Here is a 24,097-nt window from a genome sequence, read left to right as displayed (position 1 = left end):
TGTGCACCGAGAGCGGCGGGGAGCGGCTGAACAACACCTCTCGGGAACTGGTCGTCGTCTAGCGCCGGGCGGCCGTGAGAAGGTCGCTGTCATGTTCGCGGAGATCACGTACGCCACCCGCCCCGGCTCCGAGCGGCCGAACGAGGACCTGGTGATCGCCGGGCCGTCGTGGATCGTCGTCCTGGACGGCGCCACGGCGGCCCCCGGGGTGGACGCCGGGTGCGCCCACGACGTCCGCTGGCTGGTGGGCCGGCTCGGGGGCGCGCTGGCCGCCGGGCTGGCAGGCGGCGACGGCACGCCGCTGGCGGACCTGCTGGAGGCGGCCATCACGGACACGGCGGCGGCGCACGCGGGGACCTGCGACCTCGGCAACCCCGACTCGCCGTCGGCGACCGTGGCCCTGGTGCGGCACACGGGCGGGCGGGTCGAATATCTCGTCCTGGGAGACTGCTCCGTGGCGTTCTCCCCGGCGGGGACCGCGGTGAGCGACGACCGGCTGGAGTGCCTGCCGGGCGGGCGGCCGTACCCGCTGGAGCTGGTACGCCGGATGCGCAACGTGCCGGGCGGGTTCTGGGTGGCGGCCGCCCGGCCCGAGGCGGCACGGCAGGGCGTCACCGGCGAGGTGGACGCCGGCGGGGTGCGCGGCGTCGGCGTGTTCACCGACGGGGTGGCGCGGCTCGTCGACTGGTACGGGTGGACCTGGGGCTCCGTGCTGACCGAACTGGAGGGGCGCGGGCCGGAGGCGGTGATCGGCGCCGTACGGGACCTCGAGGTGGCCCGGGGGCCCGTGCGCGGGAAGCGGCACGACGACGCGACCGCCGTCTGGGGGCGTCTGGGAGGCACGTAGGCGTATTCCCGCTTTGGCCGCGAAGTGGCGCTCCTGAGGTGTATCAGGCCTCGCCGCCCGTGCTCTGCATGTGCGAGGGCGGCGGAGGGAGTACGCATGTTCGTCGGCAGGACGGCGGAGCTCGCCCTACTGCGCGCGGAGTTGCGCGCGGCGGGCGGGGGGTCCGCCAGGAGGGTCGTCGTCGCGGGGCCGGAGGGCATCGGCAAGACGGCGTTCATCAACCACGCGCTCGGCGGGGAGGCGGGCGCGCGGGTGCTGGCCGTCAGCGGCGAGGAAAGCGAGCGGGAGCTCCCGCTCGGAGTCGTCCGGCAGGTCGCGGAGGAGGCGGTCCTGCTGGGCCTGGCCTGGGCCGGCCCCCGGCTGGCCGGGGACCTGGATCCGTGCGCGGCCGGGCAGGCGGTCTGCGACGTCATCGGCGAACTGCAGGGGCGAGCGCCGCTGACGGTGCTGGTCGACGACGCGCAGTGGGCGGATCAGGAGTCGTTGCGGGCTCTGGGGTACGTGCTGCGCCGGGTACGCGCCGGGCGCGTCCTCGTCCTGGTCGTCTGCCGGGACCTCGCCGATCCGTGGCTGCCTGAGGGATTGCGGCGGCTGCTCACCGGCGACGACACGCTCCGGATCGCCCTCGGCGGCCTCGGCGCCTCCGACCTGGCCGACCTGGCACTGAGCCTCGCCCCCGCCACCGACGAGAGCGCCCCCGGACCGGCAGCCTCGGCGGGCTCGTCGTGGGCCGCTCGCGGGGTGCGGCCGGATGGGGGCGGTTCGGGTGGTGGTCGTCCTGGGAGTGGTCGTTCGGGGGGTGATGGCTGGGGGGCCGTGAGTGCGGCTTCGGTCGCCGTTCGGGGGAGCGGGGCTCTGGAGGGGGACGAGCGGGCGGCGGGGCTGAGCGTCGCGGCGGCCGTGCGGCTGCGGGAGCACACGCTGGGCAATCCGTTGCACGCCCGCGCGCTGCTCGCCACCGTGCCCGCCCCTGTGCTGGACGACCGTGGGGTACGGCTGCCGGCGCCCGGTACGTACACGCGGCCCTTCGTGCGCCGGTTGCACGCCTGCGCTCCGGCCACCCGGCGGCTGGTCGCGGCCTGTGCGGTGCTGGGCGGGAGTTGCCCGCTGCACGTGGCCGTGGCCGTCGCCACCGGGATCGGGGAGCCGCTGGCCGCTCTGGAGGAGGCCGTGTCGGCTGGGCTGCTGCGCGAGCTGCCCGGGCGCCTGGTCGACTTCCCCGAGCCGCTGGCCAGGGCCGCCGCCTACGACGGGATCGGGGCCGGTACGCGGGCGCGGCTGCACCTGGCCGCCTCCCGCCTGGTCGACGACGCCGGTCAGGCGCTGCGGCATCGGGCCGCCGCCTCGGGCGGGCCCGACGAGGTGCTGGCGGAGGAGCTGGCCGGCTTCGCCGCCAAGGCCGCGCAACACGGACGGTGGCAGGAGGCCGCCGCCCACCTGGACCTGGCCGCCGGGCTCACCGAGTCGGCGGCGCGGCGCGACGAGCTGCGTACGGCCGCGCTGGAACACGTCCTCATCGGGGGCGACGTGATCCGCGCGACCGAGCTCGCCGCCGCGCGCAACGCCGACCCGCGCCCGGTGCGCCGGTACGTGCTGGGACGCCTCGCACTGGCCCGCGGGCGCTTCGACGAGGCGTCGGAGCTGCTGACCGAGGCGTGGCGGCACGCGGAACCCGGATTCGCCGCCGACGTGGCGGAGCAGATGGCCTGGCTGCGCCTGGTCACGGGGGATCGTACGGCGGCGGTGGACTGGGCCCGCCTGGCGATCGAGCAGCCCATCCAGGGCGCGGTCGCCAGGCCGCACGACGTGCTGGCGCTGGGAGGGGCACCCAGCGCCAGCACGCACTCCGCCGACCCGCCGGCCCCGGACACCCGAAATCCGGCCCGCACCCGCTATCCACCGGACGCTCGCACTCCGGGGGACGCTCATCCTCCGGCGGAGGCCCGCAATCCCGGGGATGCTCGTGATCCGGTGGACGCCCGGACTCCGACGGGTGCTCCAACTTCGGTGGGCGCCCGCTATCCCCTGGATGCCCGTAATGCGGTGGAGTCCGGTGGTATCGCGCTGGCCGTCGCGCATCTGGTCGCGGATGAGCCCGCGCAGGCGGGTGCCGTGCTCAAGCGGGTCGTCGCCGAGAGCATCAGGGCGGGGGTGCCGCACCACCGGCTGCTGGCCACCGCGTTGCTGGCCGTCGCCGAGCACGGCATGGCGCGCTGGGACGACGCCGCCGTCCGCGCCGAGCACGCCCTCGCCGAGGCGGTGGCGCTGGGCCAGGCGTGGTTGCGGCCGCTGCTGGAGGTGGTGTGCGTGGCGCCCCTGGAGGCCCGTGGCGAGCACGAACGGGCCCTCGCCCACGCCACGGCCGCCACGGCCGCCGCCCGCCAGATGTGCCACGCCCTGGGGGAGCGGCAGGCGGATCTGGCGATGGCGCTGCTCGGAGCGGGCGACGCGCCCGGCGGTGGAGCGCCGAAAGAGCAGCCGAGCGGGCAGTCGGGCGGGCAGGCCGATGAAGGAGCGCTGGACGTGTTCGTGCCCGACCCCCGGCCCGGCCGGATCGAGGCGCTGGTCGCGGACGGCCGGCTGGAGGAGGCCGAGCAGGAGCTGGCCGCCTTCGACGAGGCCGTGCTCGGCAGTGGCCCGCTCAACGGCGCCGCGCTCAACGGGGCCGCGCTCGGTGTGGCCGTGATGGGCGGGGCGGTGCTCGGCAGGGCCGCGTACGCCGAGGCCGCGCACAGCGGTGTCGCGTTCGGGGGGACGCGGCGGCCGGGCGTGCGCAGAAGGGCGGAGCGGGGCAGGCTGGGCGGGCTCGTGTTCGCCGCCAGGAACGTTCCAGAACGGGCCGAGGAGGCGTTCGGCCGGGCGCTGGCGCTGGTCGGGGCCGGGGTGTGCCCGCTGGAGGAGGCGCGGGTGCTGCTCGACCTGGGCCGGCTGCTGCGGCGTACCGGACGGCGCAGGGCGGCCGCGGAGCGGCTCGGGGCCGCGCGGGCCATCTTCGAGCGGCTGGGGGCACGGCCGCTGGTCGAGCGGTGCGCGCAGGAGCTGGAGGCGTGCGGGCTCGAGCCGCCCGCCACCGTACGGCTCGGGCTCACGCCGCAGGAACTCAGCACCGCCACGCTCGTGGCCGGCGGCCTGACCAACCGGCAGATCGCCAGAGAGCTGCTGATCAGCGTCAAGACCGTCGAGTACCACATCGGCAAGATCTACACGAAGCTCGGCATCGGCTCCCGGGTGGCGCTGGCGGCCAAGCTCGCCGCGTTCCGCCGTCCCGCGTGAGCACGAAGGCGGGAAAAGCCAGGCGGGAGGGTCGGGTGAGAGAGAACCGGGAAGGAGAGAAGAGGGCCGGGCGGAAAGGGGGAAGGTGTCGTCGGTAGGCAGCGGAGCGGGCTGATCGGCCAGTCTGCTGATACCTTGATCGGCAGCGCGTGATCATGAAAGAATTCTCCAACAGATGGAAATCTGGGTATTGGGGGTCGTCGGCCATGATCCGCGAGCCTTACGAGCGGCCCTAGGATGCCGGACGACGAACTGGACGAGGCGTTCGAACTCGGCAGGACGTGCGCGCTGGCCGCGGAGTGCGGCAGAGACCTGCGGCGCTGTGCCCAGATGTACAGCGGGCTGTTCCCGGCCGCGGTCTTCGACGCCGAGTTCTACAGCGCCCTGACCCTCTCCTCCGCCTTCAGCGCGCCCTGGGCCAGGGCCGACCGGCTGCGGGTCGTCAACAGGACCGCCCTGTGGGTGGTGGCCGTGGACCGGCTCGTCGACCACACCGCCACCACCCGCGAGCAGGTCAACCGCCTGACCCGCGAATGCCTGTCCGTGGCCGACGGAGCCGTGCCGCAGTCGGCGGTCACCCGGTTCCTGGCCGATCTGCGCGACGAGCTGGCCACCGCCAAGGAGTTCGACGACCTGCAGTGGCTCTGGCGTGACCAGCTCGCCCGGATGCTGGCGGGCATGGCCAGGGCCTGGGTGTGGCGGGACACGCACGCGCTGCCCACGCTGGCCCGCTATCTCGACAACGCCGACAGTCGCGGCTCGTGCTTCGTGGACGTCTCCCACTGGATCTACACGGCCGACGACTACACGAAGGACCACCTGGAGGAGCTGCGGGCGGTCAGCAGGCAGGTGCAGCGCTACCTGCACCTGCTCGGCGACGTATCCTCCTACCGCAGGGACATGAGCTGGGGCGACCTGAACGTGCTCTCCCTCGGCGTCAGCCGCGCCGAGGTGACGACCGCGATGGCCGCGCTGGCCCGCGAGGCCGACGCTCTCATCGAGCCGGTACGCGCCCACAGCCCCCGCACCGCCGTCTACCTGCGACGACAGATCGGCTTCAGTACGGGTTTCAGCGGAATTTCGGACTTCGAGGCCGGTACGTAAAGGTCTTGTCGGATTAGATGACAGCTAGTCTTGACTCCTGGCACCCCGGATCGGCGAATAAGGGTGCTCCAGACGACAAAACGTGACAATTTTTTTCTTGTAAAAGATTGCGACTTGAGTGGAAAATGTGGCGTTGCTAGGGTGTCTCGATGCCAGGCAGGTGGATCGACCTACTCAACGCGCCTTGACAGGTACCACTGACCACGGCACCTCAGGGGCGGGGTCGCGTATGCGCGGGAGATGTTCGGGCGGTGCTGATGGAATTCGGTCGCTCTGACCGTTGGCGGCTGCCGACAGCGATCAAGATCTTGGTCGCTGGTGGATTCGGCGCGGGCAAGACCACCATGGTGAGTGCCGTCTCGGAGACGCGCCCTCTCCGTACCGAGGAGGCGCTGACCCAGGTGGGCACGCACGTCGACGACCTTTCCGGCGTCGAGCGCAAGCTCACGACCACGGTGGCGATGGACTTCGGGCGGATCACGATCCGCAACGACTACATGCTCTATCTGTTCGGCACGCCGGGCCAGGAGCGTTTCCTGTTCGTGTGGGACGAGCTGGCCATGGGCGCGCTCGGCGCCGTCGTGCTGGCCGACACCCGGCGCCTCGACGACTGCTTCCCGGCCGTCGACTACTTCGAGAAGCGCGGCCAGCCGTTCATCGTGGCGCTCAACTGCTTCGACGGCGTCAGCCCGTTCACGGTCGGCGAGGTGCGCTCGGCGATCGGCCTGGAGCCGGAGATCCCCATCGTGCGCTGCGACGCCCGCCGCCGCGATTCGGGCAGGGAGGTGCTCATCACCTTGGTCGAGCACGCGATGCGCACGGGCGCCACCCCGGTCGGGACCATGTCGTGACCATGACCGGCTACCTTTGACCGATGGAGGAGATCGACCGCCGGATCGTCACGCTGCTGGCCCGCGACGGCCGGATGAGCTTCACCGACCTGGCCAGGGAGACCGGGCTGTCGGTTTCAGCGGTTCACCAGCGCGTACGCCGGCTGGAGAAGCGCGGGGTGGTCCGCGGATACGCCGCGATCATCGACCATGACGCGGTGGGGCTGCCGCTGACCGCGTTCGTGTCGATCAAGCCGATCGACCCCGCCGCGCCCGACGACGCCCCCGAGCGGCTGGCCCATCTGGCGGCCATCGAGGCGTGCCACAGCGTGGCCGGCGACGAAAGTTACATCCTCAAGGTGCGGGTGGCCTCGCCGGTGGCGCTGGAGGACCTGCTGCAGCAGATCCGCGCCTCGGCCAACGTCTCGACCCGCACCACGGTCGTCCTCAGCACGCCGTACGAGCACCGCGCCCCCGACGTGGCCGGCGAGCCCCCTCCCAGCCCGGACGGCCACGTCTGACCACGGCCCGCGCCGATGCCCTCCTCTGGGCCCTCAGGGCCCCGCTGACGGGTCGTAATGGGCGCGCAGGCGGGTCAGGACCGGTTCTGGGGCCCCAAGGCGCTCCAGGCCCAGCAGAGCCGCTCCCATGACCGGCGGCGCGTCCGCCACCACCGGCTTGGCGCGCGGCGCCCTGAGCGCGAAGCCCGTGTCCAGCAGCGACGTCATCAGCGGATCCCGGGCCCGCAGCAGGCCGCCGCCCAGCACCACCTCCGTCGGCGTCTCCAGCAGGCCCAGCCGCCGCAGGCACACCTCCGCCAGCACGATCACCTCTTCGGCCTGCCGCTCCACCAGCGCCCTGGCCACCGCGTCCCCGTCCCCGGCCGCCGCCAGCACGCCCGGCGACAGCTCGTGCAGCCGGTTCTCGTCGACCTCGCCGAAGTGCAGCCCCAGCACGAGCTCCTCGACCGTCGCCGTGCCGAAATGGGCGGTCACCAGCCCGGCCAGCGCCGTCGGCGCGCCCCGGCCGTCCTCGGCGCGGACCGCGTGCCACAGCGCCTCCTCGGCCAGCCCGTGCCCGCCGCCCCAGTCGCCGCTGATCCGCCCCAGCGCGGGAAAGCGGGCCACCGCGCCGGTGGGGGAGACGCCGGCCGCGTTGATGCCCGCCCCGCACACCACCGCCACCCCCCACGCCGCCGACGCGCCCGCCCGCAGCAGCGCGAACGTGTCGTTGAGCACGACCACGTCCCCGCCGAGCCCCCTGGCGGCGAACTCGCGGGCCAGCGCCTCCTCCTCGACGGGCAGGTCCGCCCCAGCCAGGCAGGCCGACACCTGGTCGAACCCGCGCGCGGGCACACCGGCCGGCAGCCCGGCCAGGGCTGCCTCGACCACGTCCACCGCCGCAGCCACCCCCCGCCGCTGCGGCTCGAACGGCCCCGAACGCCCCGTGGCGAGCACCTCGCCGTGCTCCGACACCACCGCCACGTCGGTCTTGCTGTTGCCGCCGTCCACGGCCAGCACGAGCCGGGCGCGCCCCACTAGCCCACCGTCCACGGCAGGTGCGCCCGGTTGGCCGCCAGCAGCATCCCGGTCAGCTCCTCGGCGATCTCGTCCTGCCCGATGAGCGGATGGGCCAGCAGCGCGTCGCGTACCCGGTCGGCGCCCCCGTGCAGGGCCGCCTCCAGGGCCAGCGTCTCGTACGCCGACACGTTCGCGATCAGCCCCGCGTACAGCGGCTCCACCGGCGGCACCGGCAGCGGCACGGCCCCGGAGGCGGTGATCGCGGCGGGCACCTCGATCACCGCCTCGTCGCCGAGGAACGGCAGCGTGCCGGCGTTGCGCACGTTCACCACCTGGGTGTCGCCCCGGCCGCCGAGCAGCGACGCGACGAGCGCCACCGCCGCCTCCGAATAGAACGCCCCGCCCCGCTGGGACAGCAGCTCGGGCTTGGTCACCACGGCCGGGTCGGCGTACAGCTCCAGCAGCCGCGCCTCCATGGCCGCCACCTCGGCCGCCCGCGACGGTTTCGTCCGCTGCTCGCGTACCACCGCGTCATGCGCGTAGAAGTAGCGCAGGTAGTAGGACGGGACCGAGCCGAGCCGCCGCAGCAGCTCAGGCCGCAGGCCCAGGCTCCCGGCGATCTCCGCGCCGCGCTCGCGCAGAACGGCCGGCAGCACGTCCTCGCCGTCGAGGAAGACCGCCCGCTCCCAGCTCAGATGATTGAGCCCCACATGACCCAGGGAGATCCGCGCGGGATCGACGCCGAGCCAGGCGGCGAACCGGCGCTGGAAGCCGATCGCCACGTTGCACAGCCCGATGGCCCGGTGCCCGGCGTCGAGCAGCGCCCTGGTGACGATGCCGACCGGGTTGGTGAAGTCCACGATCCACGCCTCGGGGGCCAGCGAGCGCACCACCGAGGCGAGCTCCAGCACGACCGGCACCGTGCGCAGCGCCTTGGCCAGCCCGCCCGCCCCCGTCGTCTCCTGCCCCACGCACCCGCACTGGAGCGGCAGCGTCTCGTCCACCTCCCTGGCCGCCTGCCCGCCCACCCTGAGCTGGAACAGCACCGCCCGCGCCCCGGCCACCCCCTCGGCGACCGACGACGTGGCCAGCACGCGGGCCGGATGCCCGGCGTGCGCCAGCATCCGCCGCGACACCCCCGCCACCAGCTCCAGGCGCCCGGCGTCCGGATCGATCAGCGCCAGCTCCGTCACCGGCAACTCCTCGCGCAACCGCGCGATCCCGTCGACCAGCTCCGGCGTGTACGTCGAGCCGCCCCCGACCACGGCCAGTTTCAACCCTTCACTCCCGTCAAAGTCACGCCCTCGATGAACACGCGCTGGGCGAAGAAGAACACGATGATCACCGGTGCCGTCACCAGCAGCGTGGCGGCCATGGTCAGGTTCCACTGCACGCTGTGGAACGCCTTGAAGGTGGCCAGGCCGAGCGACAGCGTCAGGTTCTCCTGCTCGACGCCGGCGTACAGCAGCGGCCCGTAGTAATCGTTCCAGCAGTAGAAGAACTGGAACAGGGCCACGGCCGCGATCGCCGGGCGGGCCATCGGCAGGATCACCCTGAGCAGGGTCATCAGGTCCGAGCAGCCGTCCACCTTGGCCGCGTCGGTGTAGTCGGCCGGGATCGTGAGCAGGAACTGCCGCAGCAGGAAGATCGAGAACGCGTCCCCGAGCAGCAGCGGCAGGATCAGCGGCCACAGGCTGTCCGTCAGCCCCAGGCGCGCCCAGACCAGGTAGATCGGCACCGCGACGACCTGCGGCGGCAGCATCATGGCCGTCACCACCAGCAGGAACGCCGCCCGCCGCCCCCGGAAGCGGAACCGGGCCAGCGCGTAGGCGACCGGCACCGACGACACCACGGTGAACAGCGTCCCGAGGGCCGCGTACATGAGCGTGTTGCCCGCCCACCGCAGCAGCATCGACTTCTCGATCACCTCCGCGAAGTTCTCCCAGTTCCAGGCGCGCGGCCACAGGTCGCTGGTCAGCGCCTGCTCGTCGGTCATCAGCGCGGTCAGCGCGATGAAGACGACCGGGGCCAGGAACATCAGCGCCAGCGCGATGGCCAGCGCGTGCGTGGCGATCCAGAGCAGCGCCCGCCGCCTGCGGGCCCTGGACCCGTCGCGCCGCGCCGTCCGCGCGACGGGGCGCGGCGGCGCGGTCATCGTGGCGCTCATGAGCCCTCCTCGGCCCGGCGGAACTGCCGCAGCAGGATCAGCGTGAAGATCATCGAGGTGCCGAACAGGAGCAGCGCGAGCACGCACGCGTACCCCATGGAGTAGTCGCGGAACCCGGCCTGGAACAACCACTGCGGCAGCGTGAGCAGCGACTCGTCCGGGTAGCCGGGCGAGAACGTGCTGCCCGCAGAGTCGGTCACGCCCGAGGCGACGCGGGAGGCGATCATCGCCTGGGTGAAGTACTGCAGGGCGTAGATGACGTTCGTGACCAGGGCGAACATCAGCACCGGCGCGATCATGGGCAGGGTCACGCTGCGGAACCGGCGCCAGGGTCCCGCGCCGTCGATGGCCGCGGCCTCGTACAGGTGCCGGGGCACGTCGAGCAGCGCCGCCAGGAAGATCACCGTGAGCTGGCCGCAGCCCCACAGCGACAGCAGCGTCAGGCTCGGCTTGGACCAGGCCGGATCCCCGAACCAGTCGGGGCCGTGGACGCCGAACAGGCCCAGGAAGCGGTTCCACGGCCCCGACGGGTTCAGCAGGAACACGAACGCGATCGTGCCCGCCGCCGCCGGCACCAGCGACGGCAGGTAGAAGATCGTCCGGATCAGGCCCGCCCCTGTCTTGAGCCTGACCACGAGCTGGGCCAGCGCCAGCGAGAACAGCAGGGTGACCGGGACCATGATGAGCACCAGCCACAGCGTGTTCCGCGCCGAGGTCGCCACCCTCGGGTCCTCTAATAGGTAGCGGTAGTTGTCGAGGCCGATGAACTCGAGGGTGTACATGTCGTAGCGGTGGAAGGAGAAGTACACCGTGGCCAGCAGCGGGTAGACGAAGAAGATCGACACGCCGGCCAGCCACGGCGACAGCCAGACGAGGGGGCGCAACCGCGTCACCTCAGCCCCCGGAGAGCTTCAGCTTGTCGTTGATCTGCTTGTCGACGCCCTTCAGCCCGGCGTCGAGGTCCGGTACGCCGCCCTTCTCCCACTTGGCGATGAACGTGGCGAACGCCTCCTGGTTGAAGACGCTGTTGACGCTGGCGGGCAGGGTCGAGGTCTTCGGATGCGCGAAGATCTCCAGGAATGTCGCGAAATTTGCGTCTTTGGCCAGGTCGGGGGAGGCCATCGACGCCTTGGTGGTCGGCACGTTGCGAAGGGCGTTCGACAGGGTGACCAGCGAGCCGGTGTCCATCGTCAGGTGCTTGATCAGCTCCCAGGCGTGCTGGGGGTGCTTGGCGCCCTTGGGGACGCCGATCACGGTGCCGGCGGTGAAGCCGCTGCCGTACAGGTCGGGCTTGGCGTCGGCGACCGGCAGGGGAGCGGTGCCGTAGTCGAGGTCCTTCACGTCATTGGCGATCATGGCGTTGCGCCACTCGCCGTCGAGGATCATGGCGACCTTGCCCTTGAAGAACGGGTGCTCGGCGCTCCACTCGTCGCCCAGGCTCTTCCTGAACTTCTCCAGCTTGTCGTAGCCGTACCAGTCGACGAGCTCCTTCTGCCAGGTCAGCAGCTCCTTCCAGGCCGGGTCGGAGCCGATGGCGGAGGTGCCGTCGTCGTTGTACCACTTCGCGCCCACCATGGGGCCGAGGTGGCTGGGGCTGTTCTCGTAGTACTGGACGCCCGGGATGAAACCGGCCACCTTGATCTCGCCGTTCGCGTCGCGCACCGTGAGCTTCTTGGCCAGCGCGGTCAGCTCGGTCAGCGTCTTGGGCGGCTGCTCGCCCTTCATCAAGGCCTTGTTGTAGTAGAGGCCGTACGCGTCCGCCAGCAGCGGCAGCGTGCACTGCCTGCCGTCGAACCGCGTGTACGCGCGGGCCACCTCCGGCAGCACCGACAGGTCCACGCCGTCCTGCGCGATCACCGGCGTGAGGTCCTGGAACGATCCCGACCTGCACCATTGGGCGACGTTGTCGGTGGTGAACGAGGCCGCCACGTCCGGCGCCCGGCCGCCGCGGATGGCCTGGGTGATCTGGTCGTCCTGGACGCCCTTGACGGCCTTGACGGTGATCTGCGGGAATTTCTCATTGAAGCCGGCGATGGCCTGCTCGAACGCCTTGACTTCGGCGTCCGTGGAGAAGCCGTGCCACAGTTCGAGCGTGGCCGCCGGCAGGTTCTGGGCCGACGGGGTGCCCTGGCCGGCCGGGTTCGAGGGGCGGGCGCCGAGCGACGGGCCCGCCTCCCGGCCGGCGGTGCAGGCGGTGGCGGTGGTCAGCGCGAGTGCCGCGGCGACCGCCAGGGGGACGAAGCGCACGGGGGGTGCCTCCTGCCATGGATCATGACGGAACGGTGGAGCCGAAAACCTCGTCGCGTACGGCGGCGAGGGCGAGGTCGAGGGCGCCGGCCAGGACCGGGTTGCCCTCGACGTTCGACAGGCGGACGCGGGGTTGCGGGATGGTGAGCGCGTGCAGCTCGTGTTCGACCAGCTCGCGCAGGGTCTCGCCGCCCGACAGCACGATGCCGCCGGTCAGCACGATCAGGCCGGGGTCCACGACGGAGGTGATCGCGGCCAGGCCCACGGCCAGGCGGGCGGCGATGTCGCGCAGCCCGGCCCTGGCGTCGTCGGCCTTCTGCCCGTCGCCGTCCGCCGCCCGTACGGCGTGGGCGACGGCGGTACGGAAGTCGCCGCCGCGCACGCCGTACGAGCGCAGCAGCTTCAGCACGGCCGGGCCGCCGGTGAGCGCCTGGTAGCCGTGGTTGGCGTAACGGCCGGACTCGCGGGCCGTCGGCGCGCCCGGGGTCGGCATGTAGCCCACCTCGCCCGCGCCGCCGGTCGCGCCCCGGTGCATCCGCCCGCCCAGCACCAGGGCCGAGCCGATGCCCTCGTCGGCCCACAGCAGCACGAAGTCCCGGTGGCCCTGGGCGGCGCCGTGCGCCTGCTCGGCGACGGCGACCAGGTTGACGTTGTTCTCCACGTCCACCGGGACGCCGAGCCCGGCGCTCAGCGTGGGCACCAGGTCGGGCAGTTGCCAGCCGGGTACGTCCTTGGCGGCGGCGTACCCGAGCCGGCCGGTCGTCGGGTCGATCGCGGCCTGCACGCCGATCACGACGCGGCGCAGCTTGTCCGGCGGATTCGTGCCGAGCAGCGCGGCGTTGAGCCGGTCCACCAGCTCGCCGTGCGGCCGGCGCGGGGTCGGCAGGGTGTGCTCGCCCACGATCGTGCCGGTCAGGTCGGCGATCTTGGCCTCGATGCGGTCGGGGGTGACGTCGAGCGCGCCCACGTACGCGGCCGCCGGGTTGATCCGGTAGACCTCCGCGGTACGCCCCGGCAGGCCCTCCCTGATGCCGTCCAGCACGACGAGCCCGGCCTCCTGCAGCCGGGCGAGGAGCTGGGAGGCCGTCGGCTTGGACAGCCCGGTGAGCGCGCCGATCTCCGGCCGGGTCAGCGGCCCCCGGTCGAGGAGCGCCTGCAGGGCCGCGCGATCATTGATGGCACGTAGCAGACTGGGGGTCCCCGGCACCGGACCGCTCACGGTCACTCCTTCATCAGGGGTTTCGTCAGGGTTAGGAAACTTTCCTAACTCGGGATGACCATAAAAAGACCCGCGGGTCACGGTCAAGGGACGAAACCAAGACGTGACCGAACGCGGGAAGAGAGAAAGTGATGAGAGTGCCTCGACAGGCATGCTAATGTCGTCGTTTGTCGCAACAACAAGCAGAATGGCCCGGAGTGTCCCATTAACCACAATAATGGTCAGGCGGCAACTCGTCAAACAGAGGTCGCCAAGGAGCAGGCGTACGTCACCCGCCTCTACGACCGCCTCGACACGCTGCGCGAGCGGACCCAGCGGCAGCTCAAGGAGGTGCTGGCCGCGGGCGCGGTCGGCACGATGCAGAACAGGTCCGAGCGCGACACGTTCGCCGACATGTACGCCGGCCGCCTCGCACGCCTCTGGGCGGTCGAGCGCGGCCTGGTTTTCGGCCGGCTGGATCACTCAGATGAGGGCCGGCTCTACATAGGCAAGATCGGTCTCACCGACGACGAGCAGCAACGCCTGCTCATCGACTGGCGCGCGCCGGTGGCGCAGCCGTTCTACCGCGCCACCTCGACCGCGCCCATGGGCGTGACCAGGCGCCGCCACCTGCAGACCAAGGGCCGCGCCGTGGTGGGCGTCGACGACGACCTGCTCGACCTCGACTCGCTCACCGACGACGACCGCGCCACGCTCAACGGCGAGGCCGCGCTGCTGGCCGCGCTCGACGAGCGGCGCACCGGCCGCATGCGCGACATCGTCGCCACCATCCAGTCCGAGCAGGACCGCGTCATCCGCAGCGACCTCAACGGCGTGCTGGTCGTCCAGGGCGGCCCCGGCACCGGCAAGACCGTCGTGGCCCTGCACCGCGCCGCGTACCTGCTCTACACCCACCGCGAGCGGCTCGAACGCCGCGGAGTGCTCATCCTCGGGCCCAACCTCACGTTCCTGCGCTACATCGAGCAGGTGCTGCCCTCGCTCGGCGAGACCGACGTGCTGCTGTCCACGGTCGGCGAGCTCTACCCGGGCGTGACCGCCACCGCCAGGGACCGGCCCGAGGTGGCCGCGCTCAAGGGCGGCCTGCGGATGGCCGAGGTGCTCGCCAAGGCCGTGCGCGACCGGCAGAAGGTGCCCCGCCAGCCGATCGAGCTGACCGTGGGCCGGATCACGCTCACCATCGACCGTTCCATGCTGGAGGGGGCCAAGAACAAGGCCACCCGCTCGCGCCGGCCGCACAACCAGGCGCGCGCGGTCTTCGTGCGCTCGCTGCTCAACGCGCTCGCGCGGCAGCAGGCCCGCAAGATCGGCAAGGGGCTCATCGACGACGAGGAACTCGCCGACCTGCGCGAGGAGCTGCGCACCGAGCCGGTGGTCAAGGCGGCGCTGAACCGGCTGTGGCCGTACCTGACGCCGCAACGGCTGCTGCTCGGCCTGTACGGCTCCGCCGACCGCCTCGACCACGCCGCCTCCGCCCTGACCCCCGAGGAGCGGGCCCTGCTGCGCCGCGACGGCGGTCAGTGGACCGACGCCGACGTGCCGCTGCTGGACGAGGCGGCCGAGCTGCTCGGCGACATCGACGAGCACGTGCTGCGCGCCAGCGCCCTGCAGGCCGAGGAGGAGCTGGCCGCCGCCCGGCAGGCCGAGGAGAGCGAGCGCGAGGCCGAGCTGGCCTACGCCCGCGAGGTCCTGGAGCTGACCGGGCTGTCCGACGTCATGGAGGCCGAGCGGCTGGCCGAGCGCCAGCGCGGCGGCGGCCCCTACCTGACCACCGCCGAGCGCGCCGCCGCCGACCGCACCTGGGCCTACGGGCACGTGATCGTGGACGAGGCGCAGGAGCTGTCGCCGATGGCGTGGCGGGCGGTCATGCGCCGCTGCCCGACACGGTCGATGACGATCGTCGGCGACATCGCGCAGACCGGCTCGGCGGCCGGGGCACGGTCGTGGGCGGAGTCGCTGGATCCGTACGTGGCCGGGCGCTGGCGCCAGGAGCGGCTCAGCGTCAACTACCGCACGCCGGTGGAGCTCATGGCGGTGGCCGCCCGCGTCCTGGCCACCATCGACCCCGCGCTCCAGGCGCCCACGTCCGTGCGCGAGCTGGGCGTGGAGCCGTGGTCGGCGCCGCTGTCGGCGCTGCCCGAGCTGGTCAAGGCCGAGGTCGGCGAGGGCGGCAAGGTCGCCGTGGTGGTGCCCGACGCCCTCCTGTCCACCCTCGGTACGGAGATCACCGCCGCCGTGTCCGGAGCCGTGGTCGTGTCCCCCGAGGCGGGCCGCGCGAAGGGGGCCGAGGCCCTCGACGCGCCGGTGGCGGTGATGGGAGTGACGGACGCGAAGGGGCTCGAATTCGACTCGGTGATCGTGGCCGAACCCGACCTCATCGCCGTTCAGTCGCCACGAGGGCCCAGCGACCTGTATGTTGCTCTGACACGCGCCACGCAACGGCTGGGGGTCGTTCACGGGCGGCCGCTGTCACCGGCTCTGCAGGGCCTGGCGAGCCGCTCCAATGGGCTTCGACCTGCTTTGCAACCACCCGTCCGACCTGCCCCACCTGCGGAAACTTGATGTTTCTGCTGATCGGGACACGGTTGACATCTGAGGTGGAGTCGGTAGTTTGCTGCGCAGTCCAGCACGGGACTTGGCCGGTTGGCCGTCTCTGACATCGTCGGATCCTGCGTCCGTGACGGAGCGTGACTTCGTCCACACAGCCAGGTGCAGGGCCGTCGGTCCGTCGAGTCGGGGCACCCCAACCGGGCGGGGGGTTGGACCCGGGACGGGTCCGGGAGCCCAGTAGACAACGGAATTCCGCGCTCGCCGCCGACGAGACGGGTCCGGTCCGAAGGGTTTCCGGGCCCTCTTCCCGCTCCCGTGCGCCGTGGACCGCCATTGCGCCGGGTGATCCCGTCGGTCGCGGGATCACCCTGCCGCGCTTTTTTTCGATCTTCGGGTGCCGTGCTGGCATGAGCGCGGTCCGGGGGCGGTAGCGTTTTCGCAAGCAGGCGTGCGAAGTGGCGAGGAGACCCGGAGTGGCGCAGGACAACTTGGGCCTAACCCCCACCGCCGGACCCGACTCCGCCCCGGCGGCCTCCGGCACGGACGTCTCCGGCCCGTCGACTTCCGGCGCTTCCGGCACGCCGGCCACCGGCGCCTCCGGAAACTCGGCCGCCGACGCTTCTGACACGCCGGCTTCTGACATGTCGGCTTCCGACACTTCCGGAACGACGGCCGCAGGCGACGAATCGCGGGCCGAGCCCACGTCCGGCGCCAGCGCCGAGCCCGCTCCCGGCACATCGGTCCCCGGCGTATCCGGAACGGCGGCCGTCGGCGACGAATCGCGGGCCGAGCCCATCGAACACGCCAGCCCCGATCCCGCGCCCAGTACTGGTGCGGAGGCCACGTCCGGGACCGGCTCTGAGGCGGCTTCGGGTGGTGCGGCTCCGGCCGGTGGTGGCCGGGGTGCCGTTCAGCCTGCGGGCGAGTCGCGGTGGGTGCTCCTGGCCCGGCTCGTCGCGGGAGCGGCCGGCGCGCTGGCGCTCTTCGCCGCCTTCCCGCCGCTCGACTGGTGGCTGTGCGCGCCCCTGGGGATCGGCCTGATCGTCGCCTCCCTCTACCGCGCCCGTCCCCGGCGGGCCGCCTGGATCGGCTACCTCACCGCCGTCGTGTTCCTGCTGCCCACCCTCGCCTGGGTGCGCACCATCGGCGACGACGTCTGGATCATGCTGGTCGCCACCGAGAGTGTGTTCTACGCCGTCCTGGCCGCCCTGGCCGCGCTCGTGTTCAGGCTGCCCGCGTGGCCCCTGTGGTTCGGCGCGCTGTGGGTGGCGATGGAATGGGCGCGCGGCCTGGTGCCCGTCGGCGGGTTCCCCTGGGCGCGGGTCGCCTTCAGCCAGGGCGAGTCGCTGTTCACCCCTTACGCAGCCCTCGGCGGAGCGCCGCTGGTGTCGTTCGCGGTCGCCCTGTGCGGCGCGCTGCTCGCCTACGCGGCCCTGACGTTCCGCCCCGCCCTCGGGCCCCGGGCCTTGGGGCTGTCGGTGGCGCTGCCGGTCGCGCTGGCGCTGGCCGTGCCCGTGCTGGGGCTCGCGGTGCCCAGGGCGGGCGACGAGGGCCGTACCGTCAATGTCGGCATCGTCCAGGGCAACGTCCCCGGCCGGGGCATGTACGCGCTCGGCGACGAGCCCGCCGTCGTGCTGAAGAACCACGCCAACGAGACCAAACGCCTCGCGCAGGCCGTACGAGAGGGCAAGCTGCCCAAGCCCGACGTGGTCGTCCTGCCGGAGAACTCCACCGACATCGACCCCTACCGCGACGAGATCGCCCGCCAGATCATCCAGGACTCCGTCACGGACGTCGGCGTGCCCACGCTCGTCGGGGCCGTCGTGTCGATCGGCACCGAGGAGCGCGCCACCCGCAGCCTCGTGTGGGACCCGGTGACCGGCGCGGGCGACTACTACGACAAGCAGCGCCTGGTGCCGTTCGGGGAGTACACGCCGTTCAAGGAGATCGTGCTGGCGCTGTGGGAGCGCGCCGGTCTGGTCGGCCGGCAGTCCGTCCCCGGTGACAAGCCCGGCGACCTGAAGCTGGGGCCGGTCACGGTCGGCGCGGTCAACTGCTACGAGGTGGCCTACGACGACACCGTGCGCGACACCGTGCGCGCGGGCGGCACCCCGATCGTGGTGCAGACCAACAACGCCAGCTACGCCCTGTCCAACCTGCCGACGCAGCAGCTCGCCATGTCGAAGCTGCGCGCCGTCGAGCACAACAGGGCCGTCGTGACCGCCGCCACCACGGGGATCTCCGCCTATGTCACGCCTGACGGTAAGGTCTCCTGGCAGACCCGCGAACTCGTCGCGGACATGAACGTGGTCAAGGTGCCCGTACGCACGCGGGAAACGATCGCCACCAAGGTGGGCGCTCTCCCTGAATGGGCATTGATATTGATGGGGGCGGCGGCGGCCGGAGTCGCCGCCTGGCAGGGCAGGCGGCAGGGCAGGGGGCCAGGCGATCGGATGAGGAAAGGCTGATGATGGAGACTCTCGGCCGGGTGCTCGTCGTCGTGCCGACCTACAACGAGCGCGACAACCTGCCCATGATCGTCGAACGGATCCGCGCCGCCGTACCCGACGCCCATGTCCTCGTCGCCGACGACAACAGCCCCGACGGCACCGGTGAGATCGCCGACGGACTCGCAAGCGACGACGAGCAGGTGCACGTGCTGCACCGGCCGGGCAAGCAGGGGCTCGGCGCCGCCTACATCGCCGGGTTCCGCTGGGGGCTGGACGAGGGCTTCGACGTCCTGGTCGAGATGGACGCCGACGGCTCCCACCAGCCCGAGGAGCTGCCGAAGCTGCTGGAGGCGCTGGCCGACGGCGCCGACCTGGCGATCGGCTCCCGCTACGTGCCGGGCGGCAAGGTCGTCAACTGGCCGCATCGGCGCGAACTGCTGTCCAAGGGCGCCAACGTCTACACCCGGGTCATGCTCGGCCTGCCGGTACGCGACGCGACCGCCGGGTTCCGCGCCTACCGCGCCGCCACGCTGGAGAAGGTGGGCCTGTCCGGGGTCGAGTCGCAGGGCTACTGCTTCCAGGTCGACCTGACTTTGCGCACGTCCAGGCACGGGCTGCGGGTGGTGGAGGTGCCGATCACGTTCGTGGAGCGTACGGTCGGCAAGAGCAAGATGAGCGGCAAGGTCATGTCCGAGGCGCTGTGGCGGATCGGGCTGTGGGGCGTCACGGGGCTGCCCAAGCGGCTCAAGAGCGGCCGCCGCGACTAGACGGCCCCGGGTGCGGAATCAGGGGAATCCCTGAGGCCGAGCCCGGAACGCATCCGGCACTCCGGGCGTTGTTCCTGCTGTAACGCGCGTGTGCGGAATCGAGGAAACGATGCGGCTCCTGCTCTTCCTGGCCTTCCTGGTCGTCCCCGTCCTGGAGATCTGGCTGCTCATCCAGGTGGGGTCGGTGATCGGCGGGCCCGCGACGGTGGCTCTCCTGATCGCCGACAGCCTGCTGGGGGCGTGGCTGGTACGCCGCGAGGGGCGCCGCGCCTGGCGGGCGCTGCAGGACGCGCTGCAGTCCGGCCGCATGCCCGACCGCGAGCTGGCCGACGGCGGCCTGATCCTGGTGGGCGGCGCGCTGCTGCTGACGCCCGGCTTCTTCACGGACGTGTTCGGGTTCCTGTGCATCCTGCCGTTCACCCGGCCGATGATGCGTCGGCTCGGCTCGTGGTTCTTCGACCGCCGGATCAAGAAGATGGCCGCGGCCTCACCATACGCGCACCTCTTCCCCACACCGTCCGGCCCCGGTGCTGACCCTGGCACTGGCGGCGGCACTACCGGCGCGCCGCAGGGCGGCCGCGTGGTGCACGGCGAGGTCATCAGAGACGACCGCGACTCCTAGGATCGGCGGCTCATACGCAGTCCCACAGGAAGCGGCCCTCCTTGCCGTCCGGCGAGACGAAGGCCCAGGCGGTGCCCCACCCGCTGCGGCCCCAGGTGTAGTGGCACGGCTCGACCTCCTCGCTCACGCCGTGCTCGGCCAGCCCCTCGAACGGCAGCCAGTCCGCCAGCTCCGAGGTGAGCTGAACCAGCAGGTTCCAGCCCTCTCCCGGGTATCGCTCCTCGTGAATCCAGTCCGGCTCCACGCCGGGGCCGCCGAAGAACACCGACGTGCGGGTCTGCGCCAGGCGCGGCAGGTGGTCCGTACACGCCGCCGGGCCGGCGGCCCGCGCCCGTACGGTCAGATGGTCCGGTACGCGGCCGCCCGGCTGGATCACCACCGCGTTCTCGCCGCCCTCGGGCTCGAAGGTCCCGCCGCTGTACTCCTCGTCGCCCATGAACACGTAGGCGAGGCGGCCGCCGCCGAGCGTGAACTGGCCCAGGAACTGCATGGGCTCGCCGGTGGCGCCCGAGAGCGGCCACTGCGGCTCCTCCAGCCACACCGGCTGCCCGCCGAGCTTGGTCACCGGCTCACGGACGGGACCGTCGGCGGGGACGAACTCCAGCGGGGCGCCGGGCTGGAACATGAGCACTCCTGGCGGTCGCGGGGCACACGGCGGTTGAGATCATAACTCCCGCCCCTCCCCACCCAGGAACCGCCCGACGGCGCCGCCCCGGCCCTCACGCCGACTGTCGCCGATCTTCGCGTCCCGGCCCTCGCGCCGGTCTTCGCGTCGGCCGTGCACGCGGCTCGGGCTCCGGCCGTGCTCCGGCCGCCTTCAGTGCGGCCTTTGGTGCTGCCCTTGGAACTGGGGCGGCCGTGTGGTGAATCGCCTGCGCCGGCTCACCCAGGTGCGGGGAGCCGGCGCAGGAAAGAAGACCCCCGGGCAGTGCCCGGGGGTCTCTCACCGTGAGAAGTTGTCAGGCGCTCTTACGACGCTGAGCCCGCAATACCGCGAGCCGCTCGTTGAGCACCTCCTCAAGGTCTTCGATCGACCTCCGCTCCAGCAGCATGTCCCAGTGCGTCCGCGGGGGCTTCGTCTTCTTCGACTCCGGCTGCTCGCCGTCCACGCGCACCGCGGTCGCGCCGCACATGCGGCACTCCCAGGTCGCGGGGATTTCGGCTTCGGCGGCAAGCGGAACCTCGAAACGATGGCCCTTAGGACAGGTGTAGGACACGTCCTGGCGCGGTGCCAGATCCGTGTTACGGTCGTTCTCGTAGCTGGTTGCCCCGAGCCGGGTGCCACGAAGCGCGCGCTCGCCCATGTCTCAATGCCTCCTACAGGGCCCCCTTGCGTGGGGGGACTGTCTCCCACGGTGTCTAACGCTTGGTACCGTGATGGGATTCCCATCCGCGGGGTGATCCAATCGCGGTTGGGCCCTCAGTTCTTCACACGATCGCCGATCAGGCGTTCGTCCAGGGGTTACGCGATTCTCTCGTTTTGAGAGACTTGACGATCGGCGCCCCGCCAGAGCGCGGCGGCCAGCCAGAGACCCCCCATCATGAGCAGCGCGCCGTGCGCGACGCGCAGCGGATACGGGCCGAAGAACTGCGGGATGAACAGGACGAATCCGAGCGTCAGCGCCGTCCCGCTCCACCGGGCTACCCTGCCGGAGCGCCAGACGGCGATCGCGGCCATGACGGCTCCGGCGCCGAGCAGCAGGAGACCGGCGGCGAACATGGTGACCGCGACGGGGCCGTACCTGAACTCCTCGGCCAGTTCCATGAGCGCCGGGGCCTGGTCGCGCAGGGAGCGCCGGGCGATCACGTTGAGGCCGAAGTCCTCGGCGCCGTAGTACGGCAGCGTCAGCCCCGCACCTGCCCAGGTCACCACCGCGGCCCGCAGTGACAGCCGGTCGCCGAGCACCTGGTGCAGTCCGAGCACGGCCAGGCCGACCAGGATGAACCCCAGCATGGCGGCGGCGTGCCCGGCCACCCAGGCGGTGGAGGCCATCGCGGTGGCGTCGTCACCGGAGGGGCGGATCGCCGGATAGAGGAAGAAAAGAATGCCGGCGGCGGCGAAGGCCGCAGAGGTGAGCCGGGAGGACATCGGTGCTCCTTGAAATGTGCGTCGCTCTCTAGCAAGAGCAATGCTCTCGCTAGAGCGGTCCCATGTCAAGAGCGGTGCTCTCGGTGCAGATCGACGAACGAGGCGCTGGATCGGATCGAGCGCTTCCACCATCAACGGCCCGGACATATGCTTGCGAAAATCCGCCTCAAGCCCTCAGGGGGCCTGATGCCACGGCGATCTGGGACACCGCGCTGGTCAGCGGGCATCGTGGCGATGGCGCTCGCGGTGCCGGGACAAGCCGCCGCGAGCCCGTCCAGGGCCGGCGACTTCGTCGTGTACGGGTTCAGCCAGTCGGACGTGCACGATGAGGACCCGCAGGTCTACGAGCTCGACCCGGACACCACCATCCGCGCGATCGGGAAATGGTCCACGGCGGGGGACGAGGCGGCCGACTACGACTTCACGCAGATCGGCCGCTACCACGCCCAGGGCATCACCTTCATGGGCAGCGGCACGGCGAGCGTGATCTTCCCGAAGGACTTCGCCACCGCCGAGATCTTCGACGACATGTCGACGCGCGACGCGAACGGCGACCCGGTGCCCCACGACGAGTTCGGTTTCCCGGAGCCGGCGCGGCGGGGCAACATCTTCAATCCCGAATACCGCGCGTACCTGCTGTCCTGGGCGCGCATCCAGATCGACGGCGGAGTCGACGGGCTCAACCTCGACGAGATCAACGCCGGGTTCAGCGGCGGGTCGAAGTACGGCTTCAACGGCAACGAGGGCTTCGACGACTACGCGATCGCCGACTTCAACCGGTATCTCCTGGCGAAGTATCCGGCCTTCACCGCGGCGGACTGGAAGTCGCGCTTCGGCATGACCGACGACAACCTCCTCCGTCGCGACGTGCCGGCCGGCGACCTGACGGCCAACTTCAACTACCGCGACCACCTGCGGGCCGGCGGCTGGAACCGCGACCCCCTGAACGCGGCGAACCCGCTCGCCGCCGAGTGGGGCCGGGTGGTCGCCAACCGCATGTACGCCGAGGACACGTCGTTCACCGCCACGTACATCCGCCGGTACTGGAAGGAGATCGTCGACGAGCTGCGCGCGTACGCCCGGCGCACCCGGCACCGCGGCATCCTCATCTCCTCGAACGGGCTGTGGCCGTATGTGGACTTCAACAGTGTCGGCATGTACCCGTGGAACCCGGACGAGCAGACGCCCGACTACCGCGGCGCCGACTACGTGCCCATCGTCGGCGGCCACCTCAACGGCGCCAAGTCGCTCCAGTCGCAATATCGCCACCTGAAGGAGCAGAGCGCCCGGATCGCGGGCAATGTGCCGGTCGTGGTGTTCATCGACTGGCCGAACGACATGATGACCGGCTATCTCAACCTGCCGCTGGAGGAGAAGAAGGACTACTGGCGGATCTTCGGCGCGGAGGCGTACGCGAACGGCCTCTTCCCCGCCTTCCACCTGAAGGACACGGTCGGCAGCCCGACCGCGACGGACCTCGGGATGATGGACTTCTTCAAGACCTACACCCGCTTCTACAAGGACCATCGCGCGACCTTCAAGGACAACGCGATCGGCGCCCAGCCGGTACGGGCCGGCGCGGCCAACGTCGCGGCGAGCCTGCTCGTGCAGCGTGGCACCGGCAAGCGCTCCATCCACCTCGTCAACCACGACTACGACCAGGGCATCACGCCCCGGACGGGGTTCACCGTGGAGGCCGAGCCGGGCTCCTGCCCGCGCCGCGTCTCGTCGATCTCGCCGGATTTCCCGGGGGCGAAGTCGCCGGCGTTCTCCTGCCGGGACGGCAAGCTGAAGGTGACCGTCGACCGCCTCGACCACTACACCGTCATCCGGCTGTAGCCGGATCCAGGCGAACCGGCCGCGGAGGTGCCGGCCAGTGTCCTCTCGATCCGCACAGGCTCTAGCCCCGCCGGGTCAGGAGCGGGACCAGGACCTTGTCGCCGAACCGGGTCATCGCCGCGAGCGGCCTGACCGCGGCGCCGACGAGCAGCGGCAGGCCGCGCCTGCCGGTGGCCCTGGCCATGCCGGGGCCGAGCGCGGCCATCATCGCCGTCAGCGCGGGCAGCGGGCGGATCCACATGGTGACCTCCGTGATCAGCCCGTCCTCGCCCACTTCGAGCAGGACGGCCTCGTGCATCTCCAGCCGCCCCAGCCGGGCGGTCGCCGTCAGCGCCCGGGTGCGCTCGTCGCCGATGTCCGTCTGGTAGCGCAGGTCCGAAATGACGCCGAACACGACCGAGAACAGTTCGCGTACCTGCTCCTTGCCCCGGAAGCCGGCCGAGGAGCTGAGCGGCGAGCGGAAGATCACGTCGTCGGCGAGCGTGGCCATGAGCGCGTCGAGATCGTGCGTCTCGCCGGCCAGCCGGTACGCGAGGGCGGGTGAGTCCTGAATGTGAACTGTCATGGGTTCACTTT

General features: G+C 71.7%; 20 protein-coding genes. 10 read left to right on the top strand and 10 right to left on the bottom strand.

Annotation, left to right across the window (positions count from 1 at the left end; genetic code table 11):
- Window positions 1-91: 91 nt before the first annotated feature.
- From C4V41_RS47440 to C4V41_RS47420, 5 genes are all read left to right on the top strand, one after another.
- The gene (locus tag C4V41_RS47440) at window positions 92-847 is read left to right on the top strand and encodes a protein phosphatase 2C domain-containing protein (protein WP_103962610.1); all 756 of its coding nucleotides are present in this window, start codon (window positions 92-94) and stop codon (window positions 845-847) included.
- A gap of 96 nt (window positions 848-943) precedes the next feature.
- Complete coding sequence (locus C4V41_RS47435) at window positions 944-4,120, top strand: helix-turn-helix transcriptional regulator (RefSeq protein WP_103962609.1); 3,177 nt, start codon at window positions 944-946, stop codon at window positions 4,118-4,120.
- Window positions 4,121-4,357: 237 nt separating this feature from the next.
- Window positions 4,358-5,224, top strand: coding sequence for a terpene synthase family protein (locus C4V41_RS47430; protein ID WP_103962608.1), 867 nt, complete (start codon window positions 4,358-4,360; stop codon window positions 5,222-5,224).
- Between the two features lie 257 nt (window positions 5,225-5,481).
- Window positions 5,482-6,075, top strand: a complete 594-nt coding sequence (locus C4V41_RS47425; protein WP_103962644.1) for a GTP-binding protein — start codon at window positions 5,482-5,484, stop codon at window positions 6,073-6,075.
- Between the two features lie 23 nt (window positions 6,076-6,098).
- On the top strand, window positions 6,099-6,575 hold the full coding sequence (locus C4V41_RS47420; protein ID WP_103962607.1) for an Lrp/AsnC family transcriptional regulator: 477 nt from the start codon (window positions 6,099-6,101) through the stop codon (window positions 6,573-6,575).
- 33 nt (window positions 6,576-6,608) lie between these two features.
- Here C4V41_RS47420 and C4V41_RS47415 read toward each other — a convergent pair whose 3' ends face one another.
- The 6 genes from C4V41_RS47415 to C4V41_RS47390 are packed head-to-tail and all read right to left on the bottom strand — an operon-like array spanning window position 6,609 to window position 13,207.
- A complete protein-coding gene (locus C4V41_RS47415; RefSeq protein WP_200824726.1) occupies window positions 6,609-7,592 on the bottom strand; it encodes an N-acetylglucosamine kinase in 984 nt (327 codons plus the stop codon).
- On the bottom strand, window positions 7,592-8,851 hold the full coding sequence (locus tag C4V41_RS47410) for a 6-phospho-beta-glucosidase (protein WP_103962606.1): 1,260 nt from the start codon (window positions 8,849-8,851) through the stop codon (window positions 7,592-7,594). Before C4V41_RS47410 ends, C4V41_RS47415 begins: the two co-directional genes overlap by 1 nt.
- Complete coding sequence (locus C4V41_RS47405) at window positions 8,848-9,741, bottom strand: carbohydrate ABC transporter permease (protein ID WP_103962605.1); 894 nt, start codon at window positions 9,739-9,741, stop codon at window positions 8,848-8,850. The genes C4V41_RS47410 and C4V41_RS47405 overlap by 4 nt, the downstream gene beginning before the upstream one ends.
- Window positions 9,738-10,625 (bottom strand): carbohydrate ABC transporter permease, encoded by an 888-nt coding sequence (locus tag C4V41_RS47400; protein WP_235030829.1) that lies wholly within the window; start codon window positions 10,623-10,625, stop codon window positions 9,738-9,740. Before C4V41_RS47400 ends, C4V41_RS47405 begins: the two co-directional genes overlap by 4 nt.
- Window positions 10,626-10,635: 10 nt before the next feature.
- On the bottom strand, window positions 10,636-11,988 hold the full coding sequence (locus C4V41_RS47395) for an ABC transporter substrate-binding protein (RefSeq protein ID WP_103962603.1): 1,353 nt from the start codon (window positions 11,986-11,988) through the stop codon (window positions 10,636-10,638).
- 22 nt (window positions 11,989-12,010) lie between these two features.
- Complete coding sequence (locus tag C4V41_RS47390; RefSeq protein WP_103962642.1) at window positions 12,011-13,207, bottom strand: ROK family transcriptional regulator; 1,197 nt, start codon at window positions 13,205-13,207, stop codon at window positions 12,011-12,013.
- Between the two features lie 330 nt (window positions 13,208-13,537).
- Here C4V41_RS47390 and C4V41_RS47385 point away from each other — a divergent pair, with 330 nt between their 5' ends.
- The 4 genes from C4V41_RS47385 to C4V41_RS47370 all read left to right on the top strand — a co-directional run bounded on the left by C4V41_RS47385 (window position 13,538) and on the right by C4V41_RS47370 (window position 19,593).
- On the top strand, window positions 13,538-15,766 hold the full coding sequence (locus C4V41_RS47385) for a HelD family protein (protein WP_235030828.1): 2,229 nt from the start codon (window positions 13,538-13,540) through the stop codon (window positions 15,764-15,766).
- A 629-nt stretch (window positions 15,767-16,395) separates the two neighbouring features.
- Window positions 16,396-18,222, top strand: a complete 1,827-nt coding sequence (lnt, locus tag C4V41_RS47380) for an apolipoprotein N-acyltransferase (RefSeq protein WP_235030827.1) — start codon at window positions 16,396-16,398, stop codon at window positions 18,220-18,222.
- The gene (locus C4V41_RS47375) at window positions 18,222-18,971 is read left to right on the top strand and encodes a polyprenol monophosphomannose synthase (RefSeq protein WP_103962601.1); all 750 of its coding nucleotides are present in this window, start codon (window positions 18,222-18,224) and stop codon (window positions 18,969-18,971) included. The genes lnt and C4V41_RS47375 overlap by 1 nt, the downstream gene beginning before the upstream one ends.
- A 109-nt stretch (window positions 18,972-19,080) precedes the next feature.
- The gene (locus tag C4V41_RS47370) at window positions 19,081-19,593 is read left to right on the top strand and encodes an FxsA family protein (protein ID WP_103962600.1); all 513 of its coding nucleotides are present in this window, start codon (window positions 19,081-19,083) and stop codon (window positions 19,591-19,593) included.
- 10 nt (window positions 19,594-19,603) lie between these two features.
- Here the strand turns inward: C4V41_RS47370 and C4V41_RS47365 are convergent, their stop codons facing one another.
- From C4V41_RS47365 to C4V41_RS47355, 3 genes are all read right to left on the bottom strand, one after another.
- Entirely contained in the window at window positions 19,604-20,218 is a 615-nt protein-coding gene (locus C4V41_RS47365) for a YwqG family protein (RefSeq protein WP_103962599.1), read from the bottom strand.
- 334 nt (window positions 20,219-20,552) lie between these two features.
- A complete protein-coding gene (locus C4V41_RS47360) occupies window positions 20,553-20,897 on the bottom strand; it encodes an RNA polymerase-binding protein RbpA (RefSeq protein ID WP_103962598.1) in 345 nt (114 codons plus the stop codon).
- A gap of 158 nt (window positions 20,898-21,055) precedes the next feature.
- On the bottom strand, window positions 21,056-21,682 hold the full coding sequence (locus tag C4V41_RS47355) for a hypothetical protein (RefSeq protein WP_103962597.1): 627 nt from the start codon (window positions 21,680-21,682) through the stop codon (window positions 21,056-21,058).
- Window positions 21,683-21,868: 186 nt separating this feature from the next.
- Between C4V41_RS47355 and C4V41_RS47350 the strand changes: the two genes are divergently transcribed.
- Window positions 21,869-23,521, top strand: a complete 1,653-nt coding sequence (locus tag C4V41_RS47350) for a hypothetical protein (protein ID WP_146104052.1) — start codon at window positions 21,869-21,871, stop codon at window positions 23,519-23,521.
- 61 nt (window positions 23,522-23,582) lie between these two features.
- On the opposite strand, the gene C4V41_RS47345 is transcribed toward C4V41_RS47350, so the two are convergent.
- The gene (locus tag C4V41_RS47345; RefSeq protein ID WP_103962595.1) at window positions 23,583-24,086 is read right to left on the bottom strand and encodes a nuclear transport factor 2 family protein; all 504 of its coding nucleotides are present in this window, start codon (window positions 24,084-24,086) and stop codon (window positions 23,583-23,585) included.
- Window positions 24,087-24,097: the final 11 nt, after the last annotated feature.

Source organism: Nonomuraea solani, assembly GCF_900108335.1.
Taxonomy (GTDB): Bacteria; Actinomycetota; Actinomycetes; order Streptosporangiales; family Streptosporangiaceae; genus Nonomuraea; species Nonomuraea solani.
This window is presented reverse-complemented; position numbering and strand designations above follow the sequence as displayed.

Excerpts from the sequence above, each read along its gene's own strand:
- C4V41_RS47430 (WP_103962608.1), top strand. The coding sequence starts at position 4,358 with ATGCCGGACGACGAACTGGACGAGGCGTTCGAACTCGGCAGGACGTGC.
- C4V41_RS47355 (WP_103962597.1), bottom strand. The coding sequence starts at position 21,682 with ATGTCCTCCCGGCTCACCTCTGCGGCCTTCGCCGCCGCCGGCATTCTT.
- C4V41_RS47360 (WP_103962598.1), bottom strand. The coding sequence starts at position 20,897 with ATGGGCGAGCGCGCGCTTCGTGGCACCCGGCTCGGGGCAACCAGCTAC.
- C4V41_RS47345 (WP_103962595.1), bottom strand. The coding sequence starts at position 24,086 with ATGACAGTTCACATTCAGGACTCACCCGCCCTCGCGTACCGGCTGGCC.
- C4V41_RS47440 (WP_103962610.1), top strand. The coding sequence starts at position 92 with ATGTTCGCGGAGATCACGTACGCCACCCGCCCCGGCTCCGAGCGGCCG.
- C4V41_RS47425 (WP_103962644.1), top strand. The coding sequence starts at position 5,482 with ATGGAATTCGGTCGCTCTGACCGTTGGCGGCTGCCGACAGCGATCAAG.
- C4V41_RS47405 (WP_103962605.1), bottom strand. The coding sequence starts at position 9,741 with ATGAGCGCCACGATGACCGCGCCGCCGCGCCCCGTCGCGCGGACGGCG.
- C4V41_RS47350 (WP_146104052.1), top strand. The coding sequence starts at position 21,869 with ATGCCACGGCGATCTGGGACACCGCGCTGGTCAGCGGGCATCGTGGCG.
- C4V41_RS47435 (WP_103962609.1), top strand. The coding sequence starts at position 944 with ATGTTCGTCGGCAGGACGGCGGAGCTCGCCCTACTGCGCGCGGAGTTG.
- C4V41_RS47365 (WP_103962599.1), bottom strand. The coding sequence starts at position 20,218 with ATGTTCCAGCCCGGCGCCCCGCTGGAGTTCGTCCCCGCCGACGGTCCC.
- C4V41_RS47375 (WP_103962601.1), top strand. The coding sequence starts at position 18,222 with ATGATGGAGACTCTCGGCCGGGTGCTCGTCGTCGTGCCGACCTACAAC.
- C4V41_RS47420 (WP_103962607.1), top strand. The coding sequence starts at position 6,099 with ATGGAGGAGATCGACCGCCGGATCGTCACGCTGCTGGCCCGCGACGGC.
- lnt (WP_235030827.1), top strand. The coding sequence starts at position 16,396 with ATGTCGGCTTCCGACACTTCCGGAACGACGGCCGCAGGCGACGAATCG.
- C4V41_RS47370 (WP_103962600.1), top strand. The coding sequence starts at position 19,081 with ATGCGGCTCCTGCTCTTCCTGGCCTTCCTGGTCGTCCCCGTCCTGGAG.